Below are 23,676 nucleotides of genomic sequence, written 5' to 3'. Positions count from 1 at the left end.
AATGCTGATTAAAAAAATTGAATAATGTTTTTACAGGTAGAAAAAATTAGCAAACGGTACAATCAGAATAATGATCATTGGATATTGCAGGATATTAATTTTGAACAAAAACATCATCAAAAAATTGCATTGTCCGGTGCTTCGGGAGCAGGTAAAACAACTTTACTAAAAATTATTGCAGGATGGGAACAACCCGATGCGGGTAATGTTTACTTTAAAGGCAATAAAGTAAAAGGCCCGGATGAACAATTATTGCCGGGGCATAAGGGAATTGCCTTCCTGTCGCAGCATTTTGAATTGTGGAATAATTATACCATAGCTGAAATACTCGATTATAATAATCAACTTGAAAAACAGGCTGCTGAAACATTATTTGCTATCTGCAGAATTGAACACCTATTGCATCGTAAAACCAATGAAGTTTCCGGTGGTGAAAGACAAAGAGTGGCATTGGCTCGTTTATTAATTATGCAACCCCAACTCATCATTTTAGATGAGCCATTTTCAAATCTTGATTTTGATCACAAACAAATATTAAAAACAGTATTAGCTGAAATTGCCCAAAATCAGGAATTGAATTTCATAATGGCCTCTCACGATCCCATGGATACACTACCTTGGGTAGATACCATCGTTATTTTAGAAAATGGACATATTATTCAGCAAGGATCACCTCATGAAATTTATTATCATCCCGTAAATACCTATTCTGCAGGCCTATTTGGCGATTTTAATATAATACCTGCATCGATGGCTGCGTTGTTAGCGCTGCAAAGCACGAATGCCCAATCTACAGACAATTTTATATTAAGGCCTCATCAAATAGAATTACATCCCCATTCAAATGGGCTGATTACAGGAACCGTAAAAGAGGTGCAGTTTTTGGGAAGTTATGATATGATAGTTGTGCATACATCGCAGGCCGGCGATTTAAAAGTAATGGAGCAACATACCACACTGCAACCCGGTAATCAAGTAACTGTTACATTGAAAAATCAACCAATAATCAGCTTTTAATTTCCTGACAAAGTTCAATTAAAACACCGTTGGCAGTTTTAGGGTGTATAAAACAAACCAATTTATTGTCTGCTCCTATTTTAGGTACTTCATTAATAAAAGAAAAACCAGCCTGTTTCAACCGTTCTATTTCTTTTTCAATATCGGTTACTTCAAAAGCAATATGATGCAAACCTTCACCTCTTTTGGCAATAAATTTTGGAATAACCCCTTCTGTATCTAAACTTGCCAGTAACTCTATTTTTGAATCGCCAACGCTAAAAAAAGCAGTATTCACTTGTTCACTGTTTATCATTTCAGTTTTATAGCAGGGAGTATTTAGCAGTATTTCATATTTTTCAATGGCATTTTCTAAATTTTGCACTGCTATGCCAATGTGTTCAATTTTATGCATATCCAATCATTTTACCAAACATGGCAATTGAATGCCTGTTTGCATTATGAAAAGTAAATTTAAAGAACCTAATGCAGTAAATTTGTGTTGTTAGTAAGTAGTAAAAAAATTAGATGTATGTTGAAGTTGCCTGTTTATTTAGATAATAATGCTACTACGCCAATGGATCCAAGAGTGTTGGAAGCCATGTTACCCTATTTTACCCAACATTTCGGCAATGCAGCCAGCAGGAATCATGCTTTTGGATGGGAAGCTGCAGAGGCAGTTGAGTACGCCAGAGAACAAGTAGCAAAATTAATTGGAGCTGAACCGAAAGAAATCATCTTCACTTCAGGTGCTACTGAAAGTGACAATTTGGCCTTAAAGGGCATCGTAGAAGTGTTTGCCGGAAGAGGGAACCACATTATTACCTTGAATACTGAACACAAAGCAGTTTTAGATACCTGTAAACATTTGGAGAAACAGGGTGCTGAAGTAACGTATTTACAGGTTAAAGTGGATGGATTGATTAATTTAGAGGAATTAGAAGCAGCCATAAAACCAACTACCATACTTATTGCCATTATGTATGCCAATAATGAAATTGGCGTCATTCAACCCATTAAAGAAATAAGTGCCATTGCTAAAAAACATGGCGTTTTATTTTTTACCGATGCTACTCAGGCAGTAGGCAAAATTCCGGTGGATGTTGTAAAAGATGGTATAGATATTATGGCGTTTAGTGCACATAAAATGTACGGTCCGAAAGGCGTTGGTGCATTATACATTCGAAGAAAAAATCCGAGGGTAAAATTAATTGCACAAATGGATGGAGGTGGTCATGAGCATGGAATGCGCAGCGGCACACTGAATGTGCCAGGTATTGTAGGATTTGGAAAGGCTTGTGAATTGTGCCGTTTGGAAATGTTTGAAGATGCTGCCAGAATCAGCCGGTTAAGAGATAAACTGGAACAGGCCTTACTGCAGTTAGAAGTGGTTGCTGTGAATGGAAATACAACGCATCGTTTGCCCCATGTTTGTAATATTTCTTTCAAATATGTGGAAGGAGAAGGCCTGCTCATGGGTTTTAATAAAAATATGGCAATAAGTTCCGGTTCAGCTTGTACCTCTGCCTCTTTAGAACCCAGTTATGTTTTAAAAGCATTGGGTTTGAGCGATGATTTGGCACACAGCTCCATGCGTTTTAGTTTAAGCAGGTTTACAACTGAAGAAGAAATTGATTACGCCATTGAACAAATTGCCTTAACTGTTCAGAAACTTAGGGAAATGACTTAATTGTAAAGAAATATTCAATCAATGCAATGTTGTTATAGGGAGGGGTTTAACAAAATGTTGTAATAATGCACCTCTTTTCAAAAAAAATTCAAATGCTCAATAGAAGCCGGGGTGATCATGATTCAGGAATCAATCTTGACGAACTATCTGTAGCCTATCAATGTTCAACAGGTTGGCTTTAATCATAAAGCACAAATTTTGCCTAAAGGCCGGAACTGATTATTAAAAAATGGACGCCACCAATTCAACAATCTTTAATTAAATTTGCAATAATATTTAAATGGTTTCAACAATGGTAGCAAATGATAATGCAATTCATGTAAGTGAAAAAGCACGTGAAAAAGTATATGAATTAATGAAAGAATCGGGCAAAGCAGATAATGCTTCTTATTTTTTAAGAGTAGGTGTAGTGGGGGGCGGCTGTTCCGGTTTAAGTTATAAAATGGATTTTGATAATGAAATTAAACCTGGTGATCAGATTTTTGAAGACAATGGCCTGAAAATTGTAACAGATATTAAAAGTTTTTTATATTTAGTGAATACGGTATTGGAATATTCAGACGGATTGAACGGTAAAGGTTTTCATTTTAATAATCCTAATGCCAGCAGAAGCTGTGCCTGTGGCGAAAGTTTTGCGGTATAATTTTCATTGGAATACTTTTCTTGAAAGCTGCAATCAATTTCGGTTGCAGTTTTTTTTATTAATATACACACAATTTTTTCAAATTTCTGTTCTTCTAAACACAGTAACACTTAGTTTTGAATAGTTATGTGGATGATATGTAAAAAAGAATGGAATCAATTTTTCAGCAGTATTACAGCCTACGTTGCGCTGATCATTTTTTTATTGTTGAACGGGTTGTTTCTTTTTGTATTTCCTGATTCAAGCATGCTTAATTTTGGTTATGCAACACTTAGTCCCTTTTTCGATTTTGTACCCTGGGTACTCCTTTTCTTGATACCCACCATTACCATGCGTAGTTTTGCTGATGAATATAAAACCGGCACCTTCGAGTTATTAAAAACATGGCCTGTTAAACCTTCCGGATTGGTTTTGGGAAAGTTTTTTGGAGCTATGCTCATTATACTTGCCGCATTATTACCAACCTTGGTATATGCTTTTTCATTGCAGTATTTAAGCAGTAGTGGCGGGTTAGATGTGGGCGCTACCATTGGCAGTTATGTAGGCCTGCTGTTGCTTTGTGGCGTATTTGTATCCATTGGTATTGCTGCCAGTAGTTTTACTAATAATACAGTGGTAGCATTTATTGCCGGCGCATTTGTTTGTTTCATGCTCTATGCCGGTTTTGATGCATTGAGTAAGTTACCTGTATTTTCAGGTACACTTGATTATTATATAGAAATGTTGGGTATAAATTTTCATTATCAAAGTGTTAGTCGTGGTGTAATAGATACCAGAGATTTGGTTTATTTTTTTGTAATGAATAGTTTTTTCATGTTCATTACACAAAAAAATGTAATCAATAAATAAATATTCAGTACAATAGCCAAAAATGATTGCTGTCTGTTCATTCACAAGTATTTGTTCGAAATAAATAACAAAAAATGAAGCTTACTTCTTTACTTCAAAAAAAATATGGATGGGCAGTTTTGCTTATTTTTTTTGCCATACTTATTGTTTTATCTGCGCAAATACATGTCCGTTTAGATCTTACTAAAGAAAAGAGATATTCATTAAGTCCTTCTACCAGGCAGTTATTGGCCAATTTAAAGGGCGATATTGAAATACAGGTATTGCTAACCGGAAAGCTGAGTTCAGGATTCAGAAAGTTAAAAAATACAACCGGTGAATTATTAGAGAATTATCGATCTTACTCAAATGGTCATCTGCATTTTAGGTTTATTAAGCCGGGTGAGGGTTTACCCGATTCCATGAAAGTACAATTGTATGATAGTCTGGTGCGTATTGGCATCAAACCTTTTAATAATCAGTTACAGGAAAATGATGATGCACAAACCGAACGGCTTATATTTCCATCGGCAATTGTACAATACAATGGCAAAATAATTCCAGTTGATTTAATGAGTGGAAAAAGTGGTATGGATGAAGAAAGTACTTTAAATTATTCGGAGGCATTGCTTGAATTTAAATTTGATGATGCTATTCAAAAAATAACCGCAACACAATTTCCGGTAGTAGCTTATGCAGTGGGCAATGGCGAACCGTTGAATCCTACAGTGAATGATTTATTTAACACCATTCGCAATAATTTTCGCTTTGGAATATTTGATTTGCGAACCGGAATTTTAGATGCCAATACTATTAAAGCATTGCTGATTGTAAAACCGGAACAGGCATTTACGGAAGATGAAAAAATTAAAATTGATCAATATATCATGCAAGGTGGTAATGTGCTTTGGTTTATTGATAAGTTGTATGCAGAATTTGATAGTTTATTAAGGGCTAAAAGCGATTTTGTTGCTTATGATAAAGGATTGAATATCGATGATCAGTTATTTAAATATGGTGTGCGTATTAATCCTGATTTGTTACAGGATTTAAATTCGGCCAAACAGCCATTGGTAGTGGGTAATATGGGTGGCCAGCCACAAATACAACGCATACCCTTTCCTTATTATCCATTGTTAAGCGCACCTGAAAATCATCCCATTTCACGAAATTTAGATCAGGTGTTAAGTGTATTTCCTTCTTCCATTGATACGGTTGAAGCAAATGGTATTAAAAAAACTGTTTTATTGGCCAGTGATACCAATAGCCGAAAATTAGGAACACCGGCAATTGTAAGTTTACGAAGTATTCGTTCTGAAGGCGATTTGCAAACTTTTACCGATAGTAAAGTACCCGTTGTTGTTTTATTGGAAGGGAAATTTAAATCGCTGTACGCCAACAGATTTACTAAAGTCATGCAAGACTCGGTTGAAAAACTTACGGGGGTACCATTTATGCCAAAAGGCATAAAAGAAGCCCGGCAAATTGTGGCCAGCGATGCAGATATTGTAACCAATGTAGTTACACAATCTAATGGCCCACTTCCAATGGGCACACAACAATTTGAAAATTATCAATTTGCCAATCGTGAGTTTTTATTAAATTGTTTAGATTATCTGGTAGGAAACAGAGGTATTTTAGAAACCAGGAATAAAGAGTTTACTTTACGATTGTTAGATAAAAATAAAGTAAAAGCAAATAAAACATTTTGGCAACTCATCAATATTGCAATACCCATTTTATGCATTATGTTACTGAGTGCAGTAATGCAGTGGTATAGAAAAAAAACATATACTAATATTTAATTCAATGTCTCCTAACGAAATTGTATACTTAGTTTTTGGAATTGTACTGGCCATAGCTTTAGTGGCAGATTTGGGATTGTTGAGTAAAAAAAATAAAGCAGTTACCATTCAGTCAGCTGTTTATTTAACCCTATTTTGGGTATTGCTGGCATTTGCATTTTTTGTTTTTATGTGGATGGAAGAAGGCCACAAAAAAGCAATTGAATACATCAGTGCATATTTTATGGAATGGAGTCTGAGTATTGATAATATTTTTGTGTTTATACTCATTTTCAATGCTTTTAAAATAAAGGAAGTATTTTATTCAAGAGTGCTGTTAATTGGCATTTTAATGGCCATTGTGCTTCGGGTTATTTTTATTACGGTTGGGGTTGAACTGGTAGAACGCTTTCATTGGATTTTATATGTTTTTGGTGCGTTTTTAGTATATACCGGCATTAAAATGTTCACTGAAGATGATGAAAAGGAATTCAATCCGAAAGAAAATAAAATATATCACTTTCTACAGAAATTTTTGCCCCTCACACCTTCTGATGGGAATGGGCGTTTTATTATTCGCATAAACAATAAACCACAATACACCATTTTATTTGTTACAGTTGTAATGCTTGCTTCTGTAGATCTGGTATTTGCACTCGATTCTATTCCTGCCGTAATGGGCATCTCTCAGGATCGTATTATTATTTACACTTCTAATATTTTTGCCATACTTGGTTTACGTAGTTTATTTTTTCTGTTACGTGGTGCTGTAAACAAATTTGCTTATCTACAGCAAGGCATATCCATTGTGCTTATATTGATTGGCAGCAAAATGATTGGCGAAAAGTGGATTGATACCTTTTTAACCAAAAACGAGCAGGTGTTTATTTCTTTGTTGTTAATTATAGTTTGTATTGGCGGTTCTGTGTTGTATTCTATCTTCTATTCAAACAAACAACTGAAAAAAAACAAAACCTTGTGAGTTACCCGATTGATCAAATTGCAAAAATAATTAACGCTGCAGCTTCTATTCATACTACGGCTACTATTCGTTATTTGTTAACTGATACCCGGCTAATGATTGATGCAGAAGCTTCATTGTTTTTTGCTTTGGGCAATAACCCCAGAAGAAATGGGCACCAATTTATTGCAGCAGCTTATAAATCGGGAATAAGAAATTTTGTAGTGTCTCAACAATTCGATGCATCGCCTTATGCTGATGCCAATTTTTTAAAAGTAAGTAATACCTTATTGGCTTTACAGCAACTGGCTGCTTTCCATCGCAGAAAATTTCATTATCCCGTTATTGGCATTACCGGCAGCAATGGTAAAACTATTGTAAAAGAATGGCTCAATCAATTACTGCAAAATAATTTCAATATTGTTCGCAGCCCAAGAAGTTATAACTCACAAATTGGCGTTCCATTAAGTGTGTGGCACATGGCGCCGCAACATCAGTTAGGCATATTCGAGGCGGGTATATCATTGCCGGGCGAAATGCAACATTTACAGCCCATTATTGCGCCCACAATTGGGATACTTACATCAATTGGCGATGCACATAATGAAGGATTTGCATCCATACAAGAAAAAGTAAAGGAAAAATTAATTTTATTTCAGCAGGTTGAATGTTTCATTTATTGTGTAGATGATTTACCTGAGGGTACAATTTTACCAAAGGTTCCGCTTTTTTCATGGGGAAATGATAGTAATGCAACCCTTAAAATTGTTCATCTTTCTTTCCAAACAAAACAAACACTTGTTGATTATGTATACAACGGCAGCGAGGGTAAGTTAGTTGTTCCTTTTTCTGATAAGGCTTCTGTTTATAATGTGATTACCTGTTTTTGCTGCATGTTATACTTTAAATTTAATGTTGCCATTATCCAGGAACGCATTTTGCAGTTACAGCCTATTGAAATGCGGATGCAATTAAAAAAGGGGATACAGGATTGTACCATTATTAATGATAGTTATAGCAATGATATAGATTCTTTAGCCATAGCATTAGACTATTTGCAACAACAGGCAGCAGGCAGTAAAACAACGGTAATATTGTCTGATTTTTTGCAGACTGGTTTGCCAACTGAAACTTTGTATCAAAAGGTTGTTCATTTACTACAACAAAAGAAAATAAATAGATGCATTGCCATTGGTGAAAATGGTATGGCAAACAGAAAAATTTTAGAACAGGCAGCGCCGGAAACTTTTTTCTTTTTCGATACTTACCAATTCCTGAATGAATGGTTTCGATTTTCATTTCATGCTGAATTTATTTTGTTAAAGGGAGCTCGTAAATATGCTTTTGAACAAATTGCAGTATTATTAGAACAGCAGGTACATCAAACCATATTAGAAGTGAATCTTACAGCACTTGCGCATAATTTAAGAGCATATCAGCAATTGCTGGCACCCAATACCAAAACCATGGCCATGGTAAAAGCCTTTGGTTATGGAAGTGGAAGTGTAGAAGTTGCAAAAGTTTTGCAGTTTTATGGTACCGATTATTTGGCCGTTGCGTATATAGACGAAGGCGTTACTTTACGTAAAGCGGGGATTGCTTTACCCATTATGGTGATGAATGTTGAGGAGAATGGCTTCAATGCCATGATTGAGCATGGTTTAGAACCGGAAATTTTTTCTTTTCAATTGTACAATAGCTTCCATCGTTTTTTATTAGAGCAGGGTATTGAAAAATTTCCTGTTCATATTAAGGTTGATACGGGTATGCACAGGCTTGGATTTGAAGTATCTGAAGCAGAAAAATTAGGACACCTGCTTTTAACAACCAATACCATGTGGGTAAAGTCTGTTTTTACACATTTGGCTTCTGCTGAAAACCCTGCACATGATGCTTTTTCGCAATGGCAACACCAGCAATTTCTGTATTTCAGTAATACGATTGAAAATATTTTGAAATATAAATTTATTCGCCATATTGCCAATTCTGCTGCTATTATCCGGCATCCCGGCATGCATCATGAAATGGTTCGTCTGGGTATTGGTTTATATGGTGTAAACAGTTCAAATACACAGGGTGTGTTTTTGCAAACAGTTGCTGTTTTAAAAACAACCATTGCACAAATTAAACATTTAAGACCCGGCGATAGTGTGGGTTATAACCGATCGGCTATTGTAGATACGCCAATAGTTATTGCTACCATTCGTATTGGCTATGCAGATGGTTTTAGTAAAAGGTTAAGTAACGGTGTTGGATTTGTGTATATTAATGGCTATCGTGCCCCTGTTATTGGCAGTGTTTGTATGGATATGACCATGGTGAATATTACCAATATTCCAAATGTTGAAGAGGGCGATAGTGTTGAAATTTTTGGTTTACATATTGGCGTAGAAGAAGTAGCGAAATGGTGCGCCACCATTCCTTACGAAATTTTAACCGGTATTAGTCAGCGCGTAAAAAGAGTTTACCTCAATGAATAAAAAAAGGCATTGCTTCTGTTGAAACAATGCCCGTAAGGTAATCATAGAATTCATGTCTTTAAAAACCGGCCTAATCTTTATCATCAATTACATTCCTGCATTAACAGCCGGTTTGGTTTCATATTTTAATTGGTGCCACCATTATAACCATTGTAATAGGTGGGTTGATTGTTATAACTGGTTGAGCCTTCTTTATAATAATTCTTTTTGGCATTGCTAATGGCCTGATCTCTTTCTAATTTTAATTCTCTTATGGTAGCCCTTCTTTCTCTTCCAGTCATACTGTCATCTGCACGGGCCGAATTTATTTTTTGCGCATAATCGTGCTGAATATCCATAATTTCCCGGTCTAATTTAGATGGCCTTGCCTGATAACCATATCCGTAATCATAGTATGGATATCCATAACCATACCAAGGCATTCCGAAACCATAACCAAAACCCAGACCAAAATAAGGATTATAAAGAGGGGCATAGCCACCATAGCCACCGCCTACTATAACAGTGGTACGGCCTTTTCCACCTCCAAAATCATCCCTGTCGCTCATTCCGCCAAAATGTGGCCTAACTGTTGCTGCTGTAGCTCCTGTTACTAACAGTATTGCAAATACAGCTATTGATAATTTTTTCATGATCTTCATTTTTTGTTGTTCATATATATATGACTATAAAAGATGCCTCAAATAACATGCTTGATGGTTAAAAATGCAGGTTATAACATTTATTTAAATATTCGCCGTTAAATGGCGCCCATAACACTACTTTTTAAAGCCTTTGATTGGCTTTTACAGTCTTAAAAATCAAACTTTCGGTTATTCGTTAAAAACCTTACTTTTGCGTCCCCAATTGCGGATGTGGCGAAATTGGCAGACGCACTAGACTTAGGATCTAGCGCCGCAAGGCATGTGGGTTCGACCCCCTCCATCCGCACTAATAGTACTCATTCCTCTTTTTTAAGGGGGATTTTTTTTAAATTGGTTAAACAATAAACAGCGCAATTATGGCAAATGTTACCAGAGAGAACCTGAGTGTTTTAAATGATAAAATCACCGTTACTCTTTCAAAAGAGGATTATTTTGAAGGGTTTGAAAAAAGCCTGAAAAAATATGCGAAAACTGCCAATATTCCCGGCTTTCGTAAAGGAATGATTCCGGCAGGTTTAATCAAAAAAATGTATGGGCAAAGTGTTTTTAGTGAGGAGGTACTGCGAAAAGTTGAAAAATCTTTACTCGATTTTTTAGAAAATGAGAAGCTGGAAATTTTTGCACAACCTCTCCCCTTAGAAAATGGGAGTCCGGCTTTAGATATGAATAATCTGGTTGATTATTCTTTTTCATTCGAAATTGGTTTAAAACCCGAAGTAGTTATTGACGTTGCAAAATTAAAAGTTACACAATACAAAGTAACCGTTACCGATGAAATGGTAGAGCAGGAAATAGACCGTTTACAGGTACGCAATGGAAAAATGACAGAACCGGAAACTGTTACTGGAGAAGACAATGTACTGAATGTAAAATTTGTTGAAACTGATAAAGAAGGAAATGAACCAGAAGAGGGTATTAGCAAAGAAAACTCGTTGTTAGTAAAATATTTTACTGAAAAATTCAGAAAGAATTTAATGGGTAAAAAAGCAGGTGATTCTGTTGTCCTGCAATTGAAAAAAGCATTTGACGATAAAGAGTTGGACTTTATTTTGTCTGATCTTGGTTTAGAAAAAGGCAAAAAAGGAGATGAGAGCAAATATTTTAAACTGCAAATTACAAAAGTAGGGTTGGTGGAAAGGCCGGAGTTGAATGAAGCATTTTTTGAAACGGTTTATCCCGGAAAAGCAATTGCTACCCTCGATGAATTTAAAAAAGCAGTAAAAACTGAAATAGAAAATTATTATCAAGCTCAGGCTTTAAATCAGGTACACGATCAAATTTATCATCAACTATTAGAGCATGCCAATTTTCAATTTCCCGATAATTTCTTAAAGCGTTGGTTACAGGTAAGCGGCGAAAAGCCAAAAACAACTGATGAAATTGAGGTAGAATTTCCAACATTTAAAGAACAATTAAAATGGACTTTAATTAGTAACCAGCTTACAGTAGATCATAAAATTGAAGTGTTGCCGGATGATATTCGTACATTGGCTAAGCAACAATTATTGCAATATCTAGGCGGACAAATTAATATGGATGAAAATCAGCAATGGGTAGAAGATTACGCCAACAGAATGATGCAGGATAAAAAATTTATGGAAGATAGCTATCACAGAATTGCAACAGAAAAAATGTTTACTGCAGTTGCAGAAAAAGTGAGTAAAACAGAAGAAGCAATTAGTGCAGAAGATTTTGCTGCTAAATTGCACCATCACCACCATTAATTGTATTTTAAATTTGCATATGGCTGTTTCGAATAATGAAACAGCCTTTTTTTATCCATACAATTCCAAATGAATGTCCTTACGGTCGTAGCCTAATGCTATAATTCTTTCTTTTGCCTCATCAATCATATTTTTCCATCCACACAAATAAAATGCCGCAGGCTTTTTTTCATGCGCTAATAACTGCTCGTAAACGTGGTGAACATAACCGGTATAGCATCCTTCTTCTTTTAAACTTTCTTCTCTTGAAAAACAAGCATGAAAATGAAAACCGGGCTCATGTTTACTGAGTTTCCTTAATTCATTCAAGTACAAACCATCTGTTTGTTTTCTACAACCAAATATTAAATGAATGTTTTGATGCGGTAATTTGTTTTGGTGAAGATATTGAACCATTGAGCGAAAGGGAGCAATGCCCGTGCCGGTGCATATTAAAAATATATCTTTTTCAATCTTTTCAGGCAAAGTAAATTTTCCTAGCGGTCCTCTCAGAAGAAATTCAGTGCCTACTGTAGCTTCATTAAACAAATAATCGGTACCAGCGCCACCTTCTAAAAAAACAATAATTAATTCAATAATATTGGTATCGTTAGGTGCTGAAGCAATAGAGTAACTGCGCCATCTTTTGTTTTTTTGTTCATGAATGGGTAAATCTAATGTTACAAATTGACCGGGGGCAAAATCAAATTTTTCTACTTCCGGAATTTGAATAAAAAATTTTTTGGTAAAGTTGGTTTCGGGTTCAATTGCAACAATAATACCCTTTTGCCAGGCTTGCATATTTTTCGTTTTTGCTAATATAGTAGTAAGTATCAAACAGACAGTTTTTTTACAAAAAAATACCCCGATTTTTTCGGGGTATTTTTTAAATTGTATCGGTTAATTAATGAACTACCAATATTTTTTGATTATACACTTTGTCTTTCTGCTTTATTTGCAAAATATAAGTACCCGGAGCAAAGCTCGCTGAGCTGTATTGTTTATTAAAGATTCCACTGTAGTTGCTGTATTGTTCATTCATCATTAATTGTCCTGCTTCATTAAACAATGCAATATTTACAGGACCGAGCGTATTCATGATAAATCGAATTGAGAAATTGCTGTTGGCCGGATTAGGTGTAACCTGTAAACCAATGGTTGAAGGATTCACATTTTGAATAGCTGTAAATACATAGTTGAATGTATTGGAACCTCTCTGACATCCAGATGAATCTGTTACAATTACAGCATAGCCACCAGATTGTGATGGCTTAATGGAACGAGTAGTTGCACCTGTTATTGGGTTGTTATTGAAATACCATTGATTACCGTTGTTGCTACTGCTTACTAAGCTATCGCCTACTTGTGTAACGGTGGGTGCAGCAACGCTGCTTGCAACAATAGTCGTGCGTGGGCTGGTACAATCTGATGTGCTAACCCTTACATTATAAAAGAAGTAATAGTAAGATTGTGGGTTTGATGCTGCAGGTACACTGTTGCCTGTAATCATAAACAAACCATTTACACCCATTGGGTAGATGGTGCCACTGATACCGCTGTTTCTAAAAATGCTGGCACCATTGCTGCATTGCATAATTAATGCATAATCTCCGGCAGCAGGTACCTGTAAGTTTAAATTAAAAATAGCACCGCTGTCGGCCGGGTTATCACTACCCGGTAAGGTAGCAGGTGGTGTTGGATTTGTAGCCGCAACATTGAAGTTGATAACCTGAACAGGACTGTAAGTATAGCTTGAACCATCTGCACTTACAGTAAGATTGCTGGCTAATGTTATTTGTATGTTACCTGCATTCCCAATATACATTCTGGCAGTTTCTATAGTGAGGGGTGCATATGCATGAAATGTAACATAATTTCCGGCAAAGGCATTATATCCTCCGGTGCCATATACTGTTTTATTGGCCGGACCAACTGTAACTTTGCTTCCGGTTTGTAAATAATAAGTGTTATTAGAAGGTACAGTACTGGTTGAAGTATTTGCTCCTACTGCAATAGGGCTTGTAGCGGTATCGGAGCTATACCATAAATAAGTACTGTTACTATTGGCATTGCTTGCTTTTAAATAAGCTGTATTAATGCCACAAATAGTAGCTGTACCAACAGGGGCAGCTGGTGCATTGGCTATTGCAATGGTTACTGTTTTGGTATTATCTGTTGTATCCTGATCGGCTGCATAAACAATTGTTGCATGAATTGTATAACTGGTGCCGGCAATTGTACTAAATGGTGTTTGAAATACATAAGTATCTGTACCACCGGCTGCTAATGTTAAAGGATATAGGCCAGATAAGTTGGCAATAACGGTAGCCCCTTTGCTAACGGTAGCATTTAGTGTAAAATTGCTGGCGCTTACAGTGCCTTTATTTAAAATTTGAACTGTTAAATACTGGTTATTGGCTGCGCAAGCGCCAGCTGTAGGTGTAACAATACCGGCTAATGTTAAATTATTGGCAGGTGCAATAAATTGAATACGGTAGTCCTGTGTTTCTCCATATCCATAATTACCGCAAGGTTGTACGGTTGAAGAGTCTGTAGTTTCAACAGCTACAATACGCATTATTGTTAAATTATTCACAGGTAAATTTCCGGGTGTAATAATGTTAGTGGTATAAGTACCATTTCCGGAAGCTATAATGGTGGCCACTTGTTCTCCAGGATCAGAAAAACTTCCATTACTATTATAGTCAATATACACTTTCACCACTTTGGGATTATTAGTGGCATCTGAACTGTTTAATACAATGCTGAAAGGCAAGATTTGATTGGATTGAATTTTACCGGTGATGTTTGTAAAATTGCTATAGGTAGTGTTGAAAGTAGTATTTTTATTGGTAATTCCGGCAAAAGCAATACTATCAATTCTGGTGCCGGTGTTATTGGTAGCACCAGAGCTACAATAGGTGGTTCCGCCAATGCCACTCACAATTAATGAAAACGCCTGAGTACCTCTTTGTAAATTGCCTTTATTGGTAATGGTGATAGTATAAAGTTGACCCGGTACGGCACTATCTACATTAATTTTTTCAACATTATCCAAGTAGTTGTCTCCCTTAGTTGCTGGAGCACTTGGAATAGCTGGATTTAAAACCCATGGTTTGTATACATTATTACCATTGCTAATACGCATGTCCAAATCGTTTACCAAACGAGGGGTAGTGTTGTTTACCGAATTAGAAGGCGATAATGGTGCAATAGGGGGGTCTAACCAGCTTAAAGTGGCCACTAATGGTCCTTTACCCGAAGCAACAACATTCATGGTATATGGCACTGCATTGCTCAAAGTTTTTTCAAGAATGGTATCTGAAACTTGGTTATAAGAAGAGGTAATAACAGATGATGCTTTCAGTACATTTAATAACCCCCAGCCAAACTGATAGCCAGGCCCAGGTGCTGTGCCAGCTTGATTAGCAGTATGAATAGCCAATGCTTTTAAAGTAGCAGATCGCATAAAATTGCCCGGATGCAATTTGTTGTAATATTCCTGAACTAAATATAATGATCCGGTGGCATTGGGTGCTGCCATTGAAGTGCCGCTTTCTGTTTGATAAGCAGTAGTAGAAGTACTCCAGCTTGAAGTAACATTCACGCCATCGGCAACTACATCAGGTTTAATTCTGCCATCGCTGGTGGGGCCCCATGCACTGAAACTGCTCATCACCACATCACTGGGATAGTTATAACCAAGCGGAATACCATTTACCGCACCTACGGCTAAAATATTTTTGGCATCCTGTGTATAGGCAATAGAGCCATAATCGGGATTATTGGGAATTGATGCTGTTCTGTAAATAGATTTGTTGCTATTTCCGTTATATAAATATTTTGATCCTACTGCCGGCCCGTTTGAATTTCTGGAGTTACCTGCCGACATGCTGATTAAATAATAGGGTGCATTGTACGCAATAGAATCGAACATTTGCGCACTTTGATCATAATATCCAAAACCGTATGATTTGCTGGTACTAATGGTTGTATCGCCATACCAACTCCAATTTGTACCATCATAATTCCATCCGGCTAAAAAACCATATGAGTGGTTTGAAACCAATAAATTGGGTGAGGCTGCCATCATTTCAGACTGGTCATTACTAAAATCATACGCAATTAATTTCTGCGCATTAAATGCCATTCCTTTGGCAATGGGGTTAATACCGGTTGCGATTAAAGTTCCGGCTACGTGCGTAGCATGGTCGCTCAACGCAGCTGAATCGGGATTTACTATGCGTCCAATTAACTCTACATGGTTGGTTAAAGGAGTGCCACCATCCCACATAGCTAATTTACCGGCAACACCATTGGATGAGCCGGATAAGTTTAAATTAGAACTACCCCCCGGCCAAAGCTGGTTGGTATTGGTAGTGGCAGCTGCAGTAGTATTATTAAAAGTGCTTAGATATAATGGATTACCTTTTTCATCTACACCTGCTAATGCAATTACTTTTCCGGTTGGCGTTACGCGTTTGATAAACCAGCCTTCCTGCTTTGCCAGTTGCAGGGCGCGCTGTAAATTATTGTTTTCTGAAATCCGGATGGCATCAGACAATTTTTGATATTCTTGCGGCGAACGGATATTTTGTGCCAAAATATTGCCGACACTGAGCATTAAAATAATAGCAAGGTGTAATTTTTTGAACATAGTACAGTGTGTTAAGTGAACAGCTTAATTTTACTAAATTAGATACTTTAAACACTCAAAATGCTTTATGTATAAAAATCTTTTTCTCCTAATCGGTATAACTATGTTGTTAATGGGTTGTTTGTTTGAAAAGAAGACAACATCCAACAAAAAAATTAAACAGGGAATTACGGGATATGTTTTTCGTGTTGCAGGCAATCAAATGCCTGCCCCGAATGCACCTGCTCCGCAACCACAACCTTTATCAACCACCATTTATATTTACGAGCTAACCAATATAAAAGATGTTAAGCGCATCAACGAGTCGGCCATGTATACGGCTATTCGTACTCGGTTGGTTGATTCTACCTTATCTGATTCAAAAGGTGCTTTTGCTGTGTCATTACCCGCAGGCAGTTATTCTTTATTTGCCAAGGTAGATGGTCATTTTTATGCCAACAGTTATGATGAAAAAAACAATATACAATCCGTGTACGTGCAGCCCGATTCTGTTGCAACAATTACCATACAAATTAGCAATAATGCTGTCTATTAAAAGCGTAAAGTAAACTATTGTTTAACTTTTTTTAGAAAATTCAGTGTGTTAAAATCGTACCTTTGCACTCTGTTTTTATGAATATAGGAGTGCTTTTGGATCAATTTAGAAATACCCCCCAGGTAAAAAACCTGTTGGAAAAACTGGTTATTGCCCCAACTATAGAAGCACAAAAAATTTATCTTTCCGGTTTACATGGCAGCAGTCCGGAATGTATCATCAGCGCTTTATACCAGCGTTCCAATCTCGAAAATTGTAACCATCTGATTGTATTGAGTGATGCAGAAGATGCTGCTTATTTTTTCAATACAATAGAAAGCTTAACCAATGCATTAGATATTTTTTATTTTCCCTCTTCATTTAAAGTAAGAAAGAATTTTAGATTGCTCAATGCTTCGCATGTAATGTTGCGAACTGAGATGTTGACAAGACTATCTGCCGGAGGCAACAAAAAAATAATGGTAACCTATCCTGAAGCTTTGGCAGAAAAGGTTGTAAAACCAAATACCTTAAACAATAATACCATTTCCATCAAAACAAATGATACCATTCAGCCGGAAAGTTTAATGGAATTGTTGGTGATGTATGGTTTTGTACGCAACGATTTTGTATATGAACCCGGACAGTTTGCTTTAAGAGGCGGCATTCTCGATATTTATTCTTATGGTAATGAAAAACCTTATAGAATTGAGTTGTTTGGTAATGAGGTAGACAGTATCCGGATTTTTGATCCTGAAACGCAGCTTAGTGAGCGAAAACTATTGCAGGTAAGTATTATTCCCAATATTGAAACGCAATTTGATGAAGGAGAAAAAATTTCTTTACTTGAATTTCTAAGTGAAAATACCATTATTTGGTTAAAAGACTGGGATGTTATTTTAAATAAACTGGAGGTTCAGGAAGAAGATCTGGGTATTTTCCTTCAGAAAAATAACGATGTAGCCTTTGTGCAGGAAGTTGATGAAGAGGATACTAAAATTTTAAAAGGAATTGGTTTAAGCGATTTTACACCCGCTGCTACCATTACCCGCCAAATTCAATACAAACACCTGATTGAGTTTGGCTATGCACCACATTTTGCACAAACAACCATTCATTTTCAAACAGAAGAGCAGCCTTCTTTTAATAGGCAATTTGATTTGTTGATGAAGAACCTCTCTTCATTTGAAACTGCAGGATATACTATTTATATTTTTTCTGATCAGTCAAAACAATTAGAGCGGTTACATAGTATTTTTTCTGACTTATCATCAGAAATCAAATTCGTTCCTGTTCCTATTAGTATACATGAGGGTTTTATTGATCATGATTTAAAAGTGGTTTGTTATACTGACCACCAAATATTTCAACGCTATCATAAATACAAAATAAAGCAGGCATATAGTAAAAGCAAAGCGCTTACTTTAAAAACCCTACGTGAGTTACAACCCGGCGATTATGTTACGCATATAGATCATGGCGTTGGAACTTTCAGCGGGTTACAAAAAATTGAAGTAAATGGTAAATGGCAGGAAGCAGTACGAATTATATATAAGGATAATGATATTTTATATGTAAATATCAATTCACTGCATAAAATTTCTAAGTTTACCGGGAAAGAAGGTACCATTCCAAAAATTAATAAACTGGGAAGTGATGTTTGGAATAAACTAAAAGAAAAAACAAAAACCAAAGTAAAGGAACTGGCATTTGATTTAATTGGTTTATATGCAGAACGAAAAGCCAGACAAGGTTTTCAACATTCGCCGGATAACTATCTGAATACAGAATTAGAAGCATCCTTTATTTATGAAGATACACCCGACCAAAGTAAGGTAGCAGCCGATGTAAAAAAAGATATGGAAAGTGCCAGCCCAATGGATAGGTTGGTTTGTGGTGATGTTGGATTTGGTAAAACAGAAGTAGCCATCAGAGCTGCATTTAAAAGTTGTGTAGATGGCAAACAGGCAGCTATTCTGGTACCTACTACTATACTTGCGTTTCAACATTATAAAACATTTAAAGAGCGTTTGAAAGATTTTCCGGTTACGGTTGATTTTGTAAATCGCTTTAAATCTTCCAAAGAAAAAAAAGAAACCCTTCAACGTGTAGCTGAAGGTAAAGTAGATATATTAATTGGTACACATGCCATTCTAAGTAAAGATGTAAAATTTAAAGATCTTGGATTATTGGTAATTGATGAGGAGCAAAAGTTTGGTGTTGGACATAAAGAAAAATTAAAAGCCCTCAAAACAAATGTAGATTGCTTAACACTAACGGCAACGCCCATTCCACGAACGCTTCAGTTTTCACTAATGGGCGCCAGAGATTTAAGTGTAATTAATACCCCCCCGCCTAACCGCCAGCCCATTCAAACAGAAGTACACGTGTTTAATGAAGATTTTATTCGTGATGCCATATATTTTGAAACAGAACGTGGCGGCCAGGTTTTCTTTATTCACAACCGGGTGCAAGGCCTTTCTGAAATGGCTGCACTCATTCAAACATCATGCCCTGATTTAAGTATTGGATTTGCTCATGGACAATTAGAAGGACATGAACTAGAAAAACGTATTCTGGATTTTATTGATAAAAAATATGATGTATTAGTTTGTACCAATATTGTGGAAAGTGGCGTAGATATACCTAACGTGAATACCATCATTGTAAACAATGCACATCATTTTGGATTAAGTGATTTGCACCAGTTACGCGGCAGGGTAGGACGAAGTAATAAAAAAGCATTCTGTTACCTGTTGGCACCACCCATGGCTACATTGCCAACCGATTCAAGAAAACGACTGCAAACTTTAGAACAGTTTAGCGATTTGGGCAGTGGTTTTCAAATTGCCATGCGAGATTTGGATATTCGTGGAGCAGGTAATATGCTGGGTGGTGAACAAAGTGGCTTTATGGCTGAAATTGGATTTGAAATGTATCAGAAAATTTTAGATGAAGCAATCCGCGAATTGAAACGTAGCAGTTTTAAAGAATTATTTAAGGATGAAATTGCACAGCAGGATGATTATGTAAGTGATTGCACTATTGATACAGATTTGGAAATATTAATTCCGGATGACTATGTTTCAAACATTACCGAACGCCTTTCCTTATATACCCGATTGGACAACTGTGAAAATGAAGCTGATTTAACTGCCTTTAAAACTGAAATGGAAGACCGCTTTGGAAATTTACCACCACAGGTATCTGATTTATTTGATACCGTTAGAGCCAGATGGGCAGGTGTTGCATTGGGATTTGAAAAAATGACTTTAAAGGAGAATACTTTGCGTTGTTATTTTATCAATAAGCCAGACTCTCCATATTTTGAATCAGATTTATTTAAAAATATATTGAGCTATTTGCAAACAGGCACCAATAAAGCAAGGTTAAAGCAAGCCGGTAAAAACTTTTTATTAGTTGTAGAAGATGTTAGCTCCATGCAAGCGATGTTGCGGTTTTTACAAAAAATGCAAGCGGGAACTGTGCCTGTTTCACTTTCTTAAAATTACCTATCTCAAATTATATTTTTCTTAACTCCATTTATGTAGGCAATCATCCATTCATCCACTTACTTCAGTATTGTTTTGTAGCAACTTTTCATTTTTGCCAAAATTACCCTGTATGAAATTTAAATTTACTATTGTCATTATTGGACTAATGGTATTGCTGGCAAGTTTGTAGTACAAACAAACCTTTTGTTAGCAAAAATGCAGCTACTACTCAGTTAAAATCAATTGCTATATTGCCGGTTCAGGTACAATTTACAGGTCAACTTCCCCACAATGTTACTCAGGCACAATTAGATAGTGCTGCTTTAAAAACGGGTTACACCTACCAGCAAATTGTATTAGCTAATTTTCAGCGCTATGCCAAACCCCGGAAAAAATTCAATATGGTACAAATTCAAAGTCCGGATAAAACCAATGGACTTTTACGTTCGGCGAGTATAAGTGCAAATGATGCTTTTAACACCGACCCCGATGTTTTAGCAAAAATGTTAGGAGCAGATGCTGTGATAAAAATGAATGTTATTAGTAATAGAATGATGAGCGATTTAGCATCGATGGGTATTGGTGCCGTGCATAATATAATTTTTTTGGGTACTCAAATGGATCCGGTGGTTGGTGGCAGTATTAGCAATAAAACCGCCGATGTATTTGCCAACTGTGGTTTAGTAAAAAATGGAGAAACACTTTGGTCAGCCGAATATCAAAAGCCTACTAATTGGCATATTTCAGGCACAGATGTAATGAATAAAATTACCCGAAAAATGGGGAAACGATTTCCGTTTTAGTTTGGTTTTAAAAGGTCAAAAAAAGGGCAGCTTTCCTTAAAGAAAGCTGCCCTTTTCATGTAATTAGGTATAAGTATTAAAATCCTTTTTTGGCAACACCATCTGCAATAGCTTGTAAAGCTTTTGCTTCACTCAAAATGGCAGCCATTTTATTGCCTTTTCCATCATTGCCACTGGCCATATAACCACCTCTTGCAGTTTTAGTAATTACGGCATCGTGCATGGGAACATTTTTTTCTTTTGTTTTTAAGCAGTATGCTTTAATCATTTTAGAAGTATCCATTGTTTTTTTGTTTTAATATTCTCAAAAAATGAGAATGGATTAGTAAATAAGTTTTGATTCTGCTAACACAAACTACAATTATTTTTTGGTTTGTGAAACTTGTTCTCGTGTAAAACACGCATTATTTTATAAAACATGGCATTTTATGCATCAATACGGGCATAACGGGCATGTGTTTCAATAAATTCTCTACGGGGCGCCACTTCATCACCCATTAGCATACTGAATATTCTGTCTGCTTCAGCGGCACTTTCAATGGTTACTTTTTTCAGTGTTCGGCGGCTGGGGTCCATGGTGGTTTCCCATAATTGTTCTGCATTCATTTCACCCAAACCTTTGTAACGTTGAATAGTAACACTGTCTTCTTTGCCCCCACCTAATTTTTCAATCCATGCTTTTCGTTGTTCTTCGCTATAGGCATAGGCTTGTTCTTTGCCTTTTTTAATCAGGTATAATGGGGGTTGTGCAATGTAAACATACCCATGTTCTACCAATTCTTTCATATAGCGGTATACAAAAGTTAAAATTAATGTGGCAATATGCGAACCATCTACGTCCGCATCAGTCATAATAATTAATTTATGGTAACGTAGTTTGGTAAGGTTCAATTGTTTGGGATCATCGGGTGTTCCTACGGTTACGCCTAAAGCCGTGTACATATTTCTAATTTCTTCGTTCTCGTAAATTTTATGTTCCATTGCTTTTTCAACGTTCAAAATTTTACCACGTAAAGGTAAAATGGCCTGATAGCTTCTGTCGCGACCCTGTTTGGCAGTACCGCCGGCTGAATCTCCCTCCACTAAGTATAATTCACATTTTTCAGGATCGCGTTCAGAACAATCTGCTAATTTGCCCGGTAGGCCACCCCCGCTTAAAACGGTTTTGCGTTGCACTAAATCACGTGCTTTTTTTGCTGCCACTCTGGCTTGGGCAGCAAGAATAATTTTTGAAACTACATTTTTTGCTTCTCTGGGATTTTCCTCCAAATAGGCTTGTAATGCTTTTGCTACAGTAGTTTGAACAATACCTGAAACTTCACTGTTGCCTAATTTTGTTTTGGTTTGTCCCTCAAATTGTGGTTCAGGTACTTTTACGGATATAATTGCACTCAGACCTTCTCTGAAATCATCTCCTTCTACTTCTACTTTGGCTTTTTCAAACAAACCTTCTTTATCGCCATAACTTTTAAACACACGTGTTAAAGCTTGTCTGAAGCCTGTTACATGTGTACCACCCTCAATGGTATTAATGTTATTAACGTATGAAAAAATATGTTCTTTAAAATCATTGTTATAAGTCATGGCTACTTCAACCGCTACATTCGTTGCTTCGTCGTGTCCTTCAAAGAACAAAGTTTTAGAAATGAGGGGTGTTCTTTTTCCTATTTCATCCAGCATTTCCACAAATTCTACAATACCACCTTCACTGTAAAAATTTTTGCTGTAATAGGAGCCGTCTTCATTTTTTTCTCTTAAATCGTTCAAGGTAATGCTGATTTTTCTGTTTAGAAAAGCCAATTCACGTAAACGGCTTTCTAATATTTCCCGTTTAAAAACTGATTCCTGAAAAATGGTTAAATCGGGCCAAAAATGCACATTGGTGCCGGTTTTATCACTAATGCCGACTTCTCTAACGGGGTATTGTGGCACGCCAATTTTATATTCCTGTTCAAATATTTTGCCTTCTCTTTGAACGGTAACTATGAGTTTTGAGCTTAATGCATTTACGCAACTAACCCCAACGCCATGCAATCCACCGGAAACTTTGTAGGTGTTTTTATCAAATTTTCCACCGGCATGTAGAACAGTCATTACCACTTCTAAAGCACTTCTTTTTTCTTTGGTATGCATAGCAGTAGGAATACCACGGCCATCATCTTTTACACTGATGGAATTATCTTCATGTATGGTAACTTCAATGTTTTTGCAGTAACCAGCCAGGGCTTCATCTATGGAGTTATCTACCACTTCGTAAACCAGATGATGCAGACCTTTAACGCCAATATCGCCAATGTACATGGCTGGTCTTTTTCTAACTGCTTCTAATCCTTCTAAAACCTGTATGCTATCTGCGCCGTAGTTTTTATTTTGGGCATCTGTAATCAATTGTTGTGTTTCACTCATAAATATCTAATAACTATTGTGTTTAAACGAATATTTCGGGGGGTGGGCGAAGATAATGATTTTAAGGGCTAAA

17 protein-coding genes and 1 tRNA gene are annotated in these 23,676 nt (G+C 36.4%); 12 read left to right on the top strand and 6 right to left on the bottom strand.

What is annotated here, in order from left to right:
• Positions 1 to 24 precede the first annotated feature (24 nt).
• Positions 25 to 1,017, top strand: a complete 993-nt coding sequence (locus AC3QLY_RS00745) for an ABC transporter ATP-binding protein (RefSeq protein WP_074418180.1) — start codon at positions 25 to 27, stop codon at positions 1,015 to 1,017.
• On the opposite strand, the gene mce is transcribed toward AC3QLY_RS00745, so the two are convergent.
• The gene (mce, locus tag AC3QLY_RS00740) at positions 1,007 to 1,411 is read right to left on the bottom strand and encodes a methylmalonyl-CoA epimerase (RefSeq protein ID WP_074418179.1); all 405 of its coding nucleotides are present in this window, start codon (positions 1,409 to 1,411) and stop codon (positions 1,007 to 1,009) included. The two genes, AC3QLY_RS00745 and mce, sit on opposite strands and share 11 nt — an antisense overlap.
• A 117-nt stretch (positions 1,412 to 1,528) precedes the next feature.
• Here mce and AC3QLY_RS00735 point away from each other — a divergent pair, with 117 nt between their 5' ends.
• From AC3QLY_RS00735 to AC3QLY_RS00710, 6 genes are all read left to right on the top strand, one after another.
• On the top strand, positions 1,529 to 2,686 hold the full coding sequence (locus tag AC3QLY_RS00735; protein WP_287100789.1) for an IscS subfamily cysteine desulfurase: 1,158 nt from the start codon (positions 1,529 to 1,531) through the stop codon (positions 2,684 to 2,686).
• 292 nt (positions 2,687 to 2,978) lie between these two features.
• A complete protein-coding gene (locus tag AC3QLY_RS00730) occupies positions 2,979 to 3,329 on the top strand; it encodes a HesB/IscA family protein (RefSeq protein WP_074418178.1) in 351 nt (116 codons plus the stop codon).
• Between the two features lie 126 nt (positions 3,330 to 3,455).
• Positions 3,456 to 4,178: an ABC transporter permease subunit gene (locus AC3QLY_RS00725; RefSeq protein WP_074418177.1), complete on the top strand. Its 723-nt coding sequence runs from the start codon at positions 3,456 to 3,458 to the stop codon at positions 4,176 to 4,178.
• 74 nt (positions 4,179 to 4,252) lie between these two features.
• Entirely contained in the window at positions 4,253 to 5,962 is a 1,710-nt protein-coding gene (gldG, locus tag AC3QLY_RS00720; RefSeq protein WP_074418176.1) for a gliding motility-associated ABC transporter substrate-binding protein GldG, read from the top strand.
• 4 nt (positions 5,963 to 5,966) lie between these two features.
• Positions 5,967 to 6,923, top strand: coding sequence for a TerC/Alx family metal homeostasis membrane protein (locus AC3QLY_RS00715; RefSeq protein ID WP_074418175.1), 957 nt, complete (start codon positions 5,967 to 5,969; stop codon positions 6,921 to 6,923).
• Positions 6,920 to 9,382 (top strand): bifunctional UDP-N-acetylmuramoyl-tripeptide:D-alanyl-D-alanine ligase/alanine racemase, encoded by a 2,463-nt coding sequence (locus AC3QLY_RS00710; RefSeq protein WP_074418174.1) that lies wholly within the window; start codon positions 6,920 to 6,922, stop codon positions 9,380 to 9,382. The genes AC3QLY_RS00715 and AC3QLY_RS00710 overlap by 4 nt, the downstream gene beginning before the upstream one ends.
• Before the next feature lie 125 nt (positions 9,383 to 9,507).
• Here the strand turns inward: AC3QLY_RS00710 and AC3QLY_RS00705 are convergent, their stop codons facing one another.
• Complete coding sequence (locus tag AC3QLY_RS00705) at positions 9,508 to 10,014, bottom strand: hypothetical protein (RefSeq protein ID WP_141676824.1); 507 nt, start codon at positions 10,012 to 10,014, stop codon at positions 9,508 to 9,510.
• Between the two features lie 216 nt (positions 10,015 to 10,230).
• On the opposite strand from AC3QLY_RS00705, the gene AC3QLY_RS00700 reads away from it, so the two are divergent.
• Together AC3QLY_RS00700 and tig are read left to right on the top strand one after the other, a co-directional pair.
• Positions 10,231 to 10,312 (top strand) — tRNA-Leu (locus tag AC3QLY_RS00700).
• 70 nt (positions 10,313 to 10,382) lie between these two features.
• Complete coding sequence (gene tig / locus AC3QLY_RS00695) at positions 10,383 to 11,750, top strand: trigger factor (RefSeq protein WP_074418546.1); 1,368 nt, start codon at positions 10,383 to 10,385, stop codon at positions 11,748 to 11,750.
• A gap of 51 nt (positions 11,751 to 11,801) precedes the next feature.
• Here tig and AC3QLY_RS00690 read toward each other — a convergent pair whose 3' ends face one another.
• Together AC3QLY_RS00690 and AC3QLY_RS00685 are read right to left on the bottom strand one after the other, a co-directional pair.
• Entirely contained in the window at positions 11,802 to 12,530 is a 729-nt protein-coding gene (locus AC3QLY_RS00690; RefSeq protein WP_074418547.1) for a ferredoxin--NADP reductase, read from the bottom strand.
• A 103-nt stretch (positions 12,531 to 12,633) separates the two neighbouring features.
• Positions 12,634 to 16,386 carry a S8 family serine peptidase gene (locus AC3QLY_RS00685; RefSeq protein ID WP_492990270.1) on the bottom strand — a complete coding sequence of 1,251 codons (3,753 nt, stop codon included), beginning with the start codon at positions 16,384 to 16,386 and terminating at the stop codon, positions 12,634 to 12,636.
• Positions 16,387 to 16,453: 67 nt separating this feature from the next.
• Between AC3QLY_RS00685 and AC3QLY_RS00680 the strand changes: the two genes are divergently transcribed.
• From AC3QLY_RS00680 to AC3QLY_RS00670, 3 genes are all read left to right on the top strand, one after another.
• Entirely contained in the window at positions 16,454 to 16,921 is a 468-nt protein-coding gene (locus AC3QLY_RS00680) for a carboxypeptidase-like regulatory domain-containing protein (protein ID WP_288072003.1), read from the top strand.
• A 77-nt stretch (positions 16,922 to 16,998) separates the two neighbouring features.
• Positions 16,999 to 20,406 carry a transcription-repair coupling factor gene (gene mfd, locus AC3QLY_RS00675; protein ID WP_218330481.1) on the top strand — a complete coding sequence of 1,136 codons (3,408 nt, stop codon included), beginning with the start codon at positions 16,999 to 17,001 and terminating at the stop codon, positions 20,404 to 20,406.
• Positions 20,407 to 20,645: 239 nt separating this feature from the next.
• Entirely contained in the window at positions 20,646 to 21,197 is a 552-nt protein-coding gene (locus AC3QLY_RS00670) for a hypothetical protein (protein WP_074419335.1), read from the top strand.
• A gap of 76 nt (positions 21,198 to 21,273) precedes the next feature.
• On the opposite strand, the gene AC3QLY_RS00665 is transcribed toward AC3QLY_RS00670, so the two are convergent.
• Both AC3QLY_RS00665 and gyrB read right to left on the bottom strand, forming a co-directional pair.
• On the bottom strand, positions 21,274 to 21,480 hold the full coding sequence (locus tag AC3QLY_RS00665) for a hypothetical protein (RefSeq protein ID WP_081298659.1): 207 nt from the start codon (positions 21,478 to 21,480) through the stop codon (positions 21,274 to 21,276).
• A gap of 143 nt (positions 21,481 to 21,623) precedes the next feature.
• Positions 21,624 to 23,603, bottom strand: coding sequence for a DNA topoisomerase (ATP-hydrolyzing) subunit B (gene gyrB, locus AC3QLY_RS00660; RefSeq protein ID WP_074419334.1), 1,980 nt, complete (start codon positions 23,601 to 23,603; stop codon positions 21,624 to 21,626).
• Positions 23,604 to 23,676 lie beyond the last annotated feature (73 nt).

The sequence above is a fragment of the Hydrotalea sp. GW822-HT8A01 genome, from assembly GCF_058798575.1.
The sequence above is the reverse complement of the archived record's forward strand: the minus strand, read 5'-3'. Positions and strand labels throughout refer to the sequence as shown.

Excerpts from the sequence above, each read along its gene's own strand:
- AC3QLY_RS00715 (WP_074418175.1), top strand. The coding sequence starts at position 5,967 with ATGTCTCCTAACGAAATTGTATACTTAGTTTTTGGAATTGTACTGGCC.
- AC3QLY_RS00725 (WP_074418177.1), top strand. The coding sequence starts at position 3,456 with ATGTGGATGATATGTAAAAAAGAATGGAATCAATTTTTCAGCAGTATT.
- gyrB (WP_074419334.1), bottom strand. The coding sequence starts at position 23,603 with ATGAGTGAAACACAACAATTGATTACAGATGCCCAAAATAAAAACTAC.
- tig (WP_074418546.1), top strand. The coding sequence starts at position 10,383 with ATGGCAAATGTTACCAGAGAGAACCTGAGTGTTTTAAATGATAAAATC.
- AC3QLY_RS00665 (WP_081298659.1), bottom strand. The coding sequence starts at position 21,480 with ATGGATACTTCTAAAATGATTAAAGCATACTGCTTAAAAACAAAAGAA.
- AC3QLY_RS00735 (WP_287100789.1), top strand. The coding sequence starts at position 1,529 with ATGTTGAAGTTGCCTGTTTATTTAGATAATAATGCTACTACGCCAATG.
- mce (WP_074418179.1), bottom strand. The coding sequence starts at position 1,411 with ATGCATAAAATTGAACACATTGGCATAGCAGTGCAAAATTTAGAAAAT.
- AC3QLY_RS00745 (WP_074418180.1), top strand. The coding sequence starts at position 25 with ATGTTTTTACAGGTAGAAAAAATTAGCAAACGGTACAATCAGAATAAT.
- AC3QLY_RS00730 (WP_074418178.1), top strand. The coding sequence starts at position 2,979 with ATGGTAGCAAATGATAATGCAATTCATGTAAGTGAAAAAGCACGTGAA.
- gldG (WP_074418176.1), top strand. The coding sequence starts at position 4,253 with ATGAAGCTTACTTCTTTACTTCAAAAAAAATATGGATGGGCAGTTTTG.
- AC3QLY_RS00705 (WP_141676824.1), bottom strand. The coding sequence starts at position 10,014 with ATGAAAAAATTATCAATAGCTGTATTTGCAATACTGTTAGTAACAGGA.
- AC3QLY_RS00685 (WP_492990270.1), bottom strand. The coding sequence starts at position 16,386 with ATGTTCAAAAAATTACACCTTGCTATTATTTTAATGCTCAGTGTCGGC.
- AC3QLY_RS00690 (WP_074418547.1), bottom strand. The coding sequence starts at position 12,530 with ATGCAAGCCTGGCAAAAGGGTATTATTGTTGCAATTGAACCCGAAACC.
- mfd (WP_218330481.1), top strand. The coding sequence starts at position 16,999 with ATGAATATAGGAGTGCTTTTGGATCAATTTAGAAATACCCCCCAGGTA.
- AC3QLY_RS00680 (WP_288072003.1), top strand. The coding sequence starts at position 16,454 with ATGTATAAAAATCTTTTTCTCCTAATCGGTATAACTATGTTGTTAATG.